The organism is Nocardia sp. NPDC058497, assembly GCF_042720195.1.
In the GTDB taxonomy this organism is placed as follows: Bacteria; Actinomycetota; Actinomycetes; order Mycobacteriales; family Mycobacteriaceae; genus Nocardia.
The window spans coordinates 9,998-15,088 of the sequence record NZ_JBHXMY010000085.1 but is presented as its reverse complement, the minus strand read 5'-3'; the positions used below and the strand labels follow the sequence as shown (position 1 = coordinate 15,088).

Here is a 5,091-nt window from a genome sequence, read left to right as displayed (position 1 = left end):
GCCCTTGGGCAGCTGGATGTCCTTGCTGATCTGCATGTCGATCAAGGCCTGGAAGTTCTTGGTCGAGATGCCGGAAACCACACCGACATCGGAACCACCGATCTTCACCTTCGCCTGATCGGGCAGGTTCAGCGCGTTGTCGAACTCCGCTTGGATCGTGTAGGTATCGCCTTCGGCGCCCGGCTTGGGCAGCGGCAGATCCTCCACGGTGAATCCGCAGCCGGAAGTGATCGCCACCGTGGCGGTCGCAGCCGCGGCGACGAGCGCGCGGCGGGCTTTCATCGTCATACGTAGGGTCATTTCGTCAGTCCGAGCAGTGCGGCAGTGAGGCCGTAGTCAGGCCCGAAATCCTGCATGTTTCCGGAACGGCAACCATCGGACTTCATCTGGATCCGCTCACAGAACACGCTGACGACCTCGCCCGAGAGCGCGGTGCCGATCAACCCGTGCAGCCGGACGAAGCCCTTCTCCTTGTTGATCGCGCCGTCGATGTTCTGCATCAGCAGCGGGACGATGTCGACGATCTCGACCATCGCGCCGGAGTTGGCGCGCAGCTGGTTGGTGACGTTTGTCAGCCCCGTCAGCGACGCGGACAGCTCGTCGGCGTGCCCGGCGAAGGTCGTCGAGGTGTTGGCCAGGAACTGGTTGAGCTGGTCCAGGGTGGCCTGCAGGCCGGGAGCCTGCTCGGCCAGCAGCCCCGACATGGCGGTCATCCGGTCGCTGAAATCGCGGACCGACTGATCGTTGTCGGCCAGCATCGTCGTCAGCTCGTTGAGCTTGATGATGATGTTGGAGATGGCGTCCTTGTTGTCGACACCGACCTTGAGCGCGCTCGAGAGCGCGTCGAGGGTTTCGCGGATCTTCTGGCCGTTGCCGTTGAGCACCGGGTAGAGCACCCGGCCCGAGAGCGGGCCGAGGCCTTCCTGGCCGGGTTCGGGCTTGAGCGCCGCGGAGAACTGGTCGATGGTCTTGATCATCGTGTCCAGCTCGACCGGGGTCCTGGTGTTGGCCTTGGTCAGGTGCTGGCCGGACTCCATCGCCTCACCGCCGGTGTAGGGCGGGGAGATCTCGATGTGGCGGTCGGTGACGATCGAGGGCGAGATGATCGCGGCGATCGCGTCTTTCGGGATCTTGACGCCGGCGTCGATGGTCATGTGGACCTCGACGTAGGTGCCCTTGGGGATGATCTTGTCGACCTTGCCCACCGCGAGGCCGAGGACCATGATCTCGTTGCCCTCGTACATGCCGGCGATGTTCTCGAAGTCGGCGGTGATCTTGGTCGAGCGGCCGAGCGCGTCGTTCACCTGGCCGGGCAGCAGCGAGCAGCTGCCCAGGGTCAGTGCGGTGGCGCCGATCATCAGGGATCGGGCCAGCGTCTTGCCGCGGAACTTGGAAGTCAGTTTCATCCTGCGCACCCCTGGATCACCTGAACGAAGCACAGCCAGTTGTCGGGGAACAGCCACGGCAGCGAGACGTCGCCGTAGTTGCCGTTACCGAGCGCGTTGTTGAAGTAGCGCGCTGTGGGCTGACCGATCTGCAGCAGCTTGTCGAGATTGTCCTTGTTCTTCTGCAGACCCTCGGCCATCGTGTTGAGCTGACCGATGGTGCCGCCGAACTGGTTACCGTTCTCGGCGCCGATCTCCTCCAGCTGACGGGTCAGCGTGGCGATGTTGTCGAGCAGCTGACGCAGCAGGTTCTGCCGCTCCATCACCCGGTTGGCGATGGCCTCGCCCTGGGTGATGACCAGCAGGATGCTGTTGCGGTTGTCGGCCAGCAGCTGGGTGACCCGGTTCAGGTCCTTGAGCAGGCTGTCGACCTCGACCTTGCGCCGGTCGACGACCTTGGCCAGCGCGCCGACGCTGTCGAGCGCCTGCGTGACGAGCTCCGGCGATTCACCGAGCTGGCTGTTGATCGTGTTGAGCGAGGCGGCCAGCTTCTTGGTGTCGAGCTCCTGGAACTTCGGCGTACCGACCTGCACGACATCGGCGATGTCGTAGGGCACGTCGGTGTTGCTGCGCGGGATGGTCTTGCCCTTCAGGCCCGACCCGTCACCCGGCTGCAGGTCGACGTAGCGAGCGCCGAGCAGCGTGGCCATCTTGATCGCGGCGTGCGCGTCGGGGCCGAACTTCAGCGAGTTGTCCACGTCGAGGGTGACCACCACGTGATCGCCCTCGATCCGCGCACCGGTGACTGTGCCGACCTGCACACCCGAGACCGCGACCTTGTCGCCGGTCTTGATGCCCGCGGCCTGCACGAACTCCGCCTCGATCGACTGCCTGCCGAGGCCGATGAACTGGTAGATGCTGGAACCGACCAGCAGCAGCACGATGACCAGCGAACCGACCACACCGAGCCAGAAGTTGCGGTTGCCGAGGAAGGTCTTCTTCAGCTTGCTCATCTGCAGACCTCCGAGTGGGAGGTGCCACCGATCTGGCTGAACAGACCACGCGGGAACAGGACACCGTAGAGCGAGATGTCCAGGCCACACAGGTAGGCGTTGGCGTGGGTGCCCTCGGAGGTCATCCGGCCCAGGTCGGCGAGCATCGACGGCATGTCGATCGCGACCTGGTCGAGCTTGGCGCCGTTGGCCAGCAGCAGATTGAGCGCCGCGGTGGACGAGTTCTGCGCCGCCGCCAGCTTGGGCTGGATCTTGCCGACCATGCCGACCAGCGAGGTCGTCGCGTCGGCGAGCACGACCGTGGAGGCCTGCAGCGACTGTCCCTGTTCGTAGAGCCCGCCGATCAGCGCCCGGGTCTGGGTAACCAGGGTCTCCAATTCATCCCCTCGCTTGGCCAACCCGGCCATCACACCGGACAGGTTGGTGATCACGTCGGACAAGATCGCGTCCCGACGCTGGAAATCCGAGGCCAGCTGCGCCGCCTGGACGATGAAGGACGACAGCGAGACCCCGTCACCCTGCAGTGCCTGGATCAGCGTCTCCGACATGGCGTTGACCTCGGCGGGCTCCAGCGCCTGGAACAGCGGCTGGAAACCGTTGAGCAGCGCGGAGATGTCGAACGAGGGCTCGGTGCGGTCGATCGGGATGACCGAACCGCTCTCGAGCGCCTTCGGGCTCGGCGCCGTGCCCGGGGTCAGCGCGACGTAGCGCTGACCGATCAGGTTCTGGTACCTGACCAGGGCCTTGGTGTCGTCGAAGACCGTCTGGTCGCTCTGCACGATGAACGACACCTTGGCGTCGTTCTTGCCGTCGAGCTCGATCTTCTCGACCTTGCCGACGCGCACGCCCGCCATGCGGACATCGTCGCCGGGCCGCAGGCCCAGGACATCGGTGAAGATCGCGGTGTACTTGCGGGTGTCTCCGTCGACCGTGCGGGCGAGCGTGTTCCACACGACCACGATGACCAGCAGAGAAACGAGCGCGAAGATACTGAACCCGATCAGTGGCTTGCGGATGCTCATGCGCCACCCCCGTTTTCGGACACTTGCAGGGTTCCGCCCTTCAAAATCGGACCGAGCAGCAGGAATTCGGATGCCGTCGGCTTACGCCCGAGCAGTTGAGTCATCGCCGCTTCGCCCTGGTAGGAGATCGGCTTGCCCGCCGGCACCGTCGCGGGCTGTTCCGGCGCCGCGGCGGGCGCGGCCGCCGGGGCAGGCGCGCCACCGGGCAGACCCGGAATCTGGATCGACGGAACCAGGCCCTCGAGCGGCGTGCCCGCGAACGGCTTCACCTCGGTGCCGTTGGCCGTCTGCATCGGTGCGATGCCCGGCGTGGTGAGGCCGGGGATCTCGGGCATGCCCGGGATCGCCACCAGCGGCGGCAGTCCGGCGGCCGAGTCGAGTGCGCGCGGGCGCACGCTCTCCGGCAGCGGCGGCAGGCTGACCTCGGCGGGCGCGGTGAAGCAGCTCGGCCCGAGCAGGTCGCCGTAGCGCGGGCAGTCCGCGACGGTGTTCGGCTGGTACGGGGTGAACGTCAGACCCGCGTTCCACACCATCTGGTTGCCCGAGGGGCCGCCGTGGAAGGTGGTGTTCAGCTTGGCCAGCGAGGGACCGAACACGTCGAAGGTCCGCGTGATCGAGGCCGGATCGCTGGCGAGGGCCCCCAGGGTGGCGTTCATGCCGGTGGTGACCTCCTTGCCGACATCGGGGTTGGCCGCGAACAGGTCGTTGACCCGGTCGGTGGTGGCGCTGGCACCGGCGAGCAGCGCGATCAGCTGGTCGCGCTTGGTCGCGATGGTGTTCGCGGTCTGCACCGAACTGCCGAGCACGTCGAGCAGTTCCGGCGCCGACTGGTTGAGCGCGCGCGCCGAGGCCGAGAAGTTGTCGAGCATGCCGCCCAGGTTCGGGCCCGCGTCGGCGACGGTGGTCAGCCAGTGGTCGAGGCGCTGGATGGTGGAGCCGGGGACCCGGCCGCTGCCGTCGAGCGCCTGGGTGAGGGTGCCGAGCACCCGGCCCAGCTGCACCGGGTCGACCTCGTTGAGGATGTCGCGCACCGTGGTGAGCGTGTCCTGCAGCGCGATGGTGCCCTGGCTGCGGTCCTCGGGGATCTGCGAGCCTTCCTTCAGGTACTGCCCGCCGGAGGGTCCGTTGAAGACCAGCTCCACCGAGGTGACGGCGAACAGGTTGCTCGGCACGACGCGCGCGGTGACGTTGGCCGGGATGTCGCCGGCGAACTCGGGCTTGAGCTCGATGTTCACCTTCTGCACCGCGCCCTTGTCGACGATCTCGACGTCCTTGACGACGCCGACGAGCACGCCGCGGAACTTCACGTCGGCGTCCGAGGGCAGCCCGTCACCGGTCGTCGACAGGTTGGCGGCCACATTGACCTTGGGCACGAAATAGCCCTGGTACCTGGCCATCAGGAACCCGAGAATCACCGCGAAGACGGCGAGACCACAGGCTCCGGCGATGTACAGCTGTTTCATCGTGGGACCGCGCCCACTGGGATCGATGATCATCGCGCGCCTACCCCGAGATCCTGATTCCGGGGTCGACGCCCCAGATCGCCAAAGTCATGAACAGGTCGGCGAACACCACCAGGATGATGCACATCTTGATCGCGCGGCCGGCCGCGACGCCGACCCCCGCGGGGCCCCCCCCCGCGGGGCCCCCCCCCGCCCTGGGTGGGGGGGG

Annotated in this window: 5 protein-coding genes; all 5 read right to left on the bottom strand. The window is 66.6% G+C overall.

The window, feature by feature from the left end; translation table 11 throughout:
* Positions 1-288 (bottom strand): MlaD family protein (locus tag ACFWPJ_RS09010; RefSeq protein ID WP_378849032.1); only part of this gene is annotated, 288 nt, incomplete at its 3' end.
* An 8-nt stretch (positions 289-296) separates the two neighbouring features.
* Positions 297-1,406 carry an MlaD family protein gene (locus ACFWPJ_RS09005; protein ID WP_378849030.1) on the bottom strand — a complete coding sequence of 370 codons (1,110 nt, stop codon included), beginning with the start codon at positions 1,404-1,406 and terminating at the stop codon, positions 297-299.
* Complete coding sequence (locus ACFWPJ_RS09000) at positions 1,403-2,398, bottom strand: MCE family protein (protein WP_378849029.1); 996 nt, start codon at positions 2,396-2,398, stop codon at positions 1,403-1,405. Before ACFWPJ_RS09000 ends, ACFWPJ_RS09005 begins: the two co-directional genes overlap by 4 nt.
* Positions 2,395-3,420 (bottom strand): MCE family protein, encoded by a 1,026-nt coding sequence (locus ACFWPJ_RS08995; protein ID WP_378849027.1) that lies wholly within the window; start codon positions 3,418-3,420, stop codon positions 2,395-2,397. Before ACFWPJ_RS08995 ends, ACFWPJ_RS09000 begins: the two co-directional genes overlap by 4 nt.
* Complete coding sequence (locus tag ACFWPJ_RS08990) at positions 3,417-4,883, bottom strand: MCE family protein (protein ID WP_378849025.1); 1,467 nt, start codon at positions 4,881-4,883, stop codon at positions 3,417-3,419. The genes ACFWPJ_RS08995 and ACFWPJ_RS08990 overlap by 4 nt, the downstream gene beginning before the upstream one ends.
* Positions 4,884-5,091: the final 208 nt, after the last annotated feature.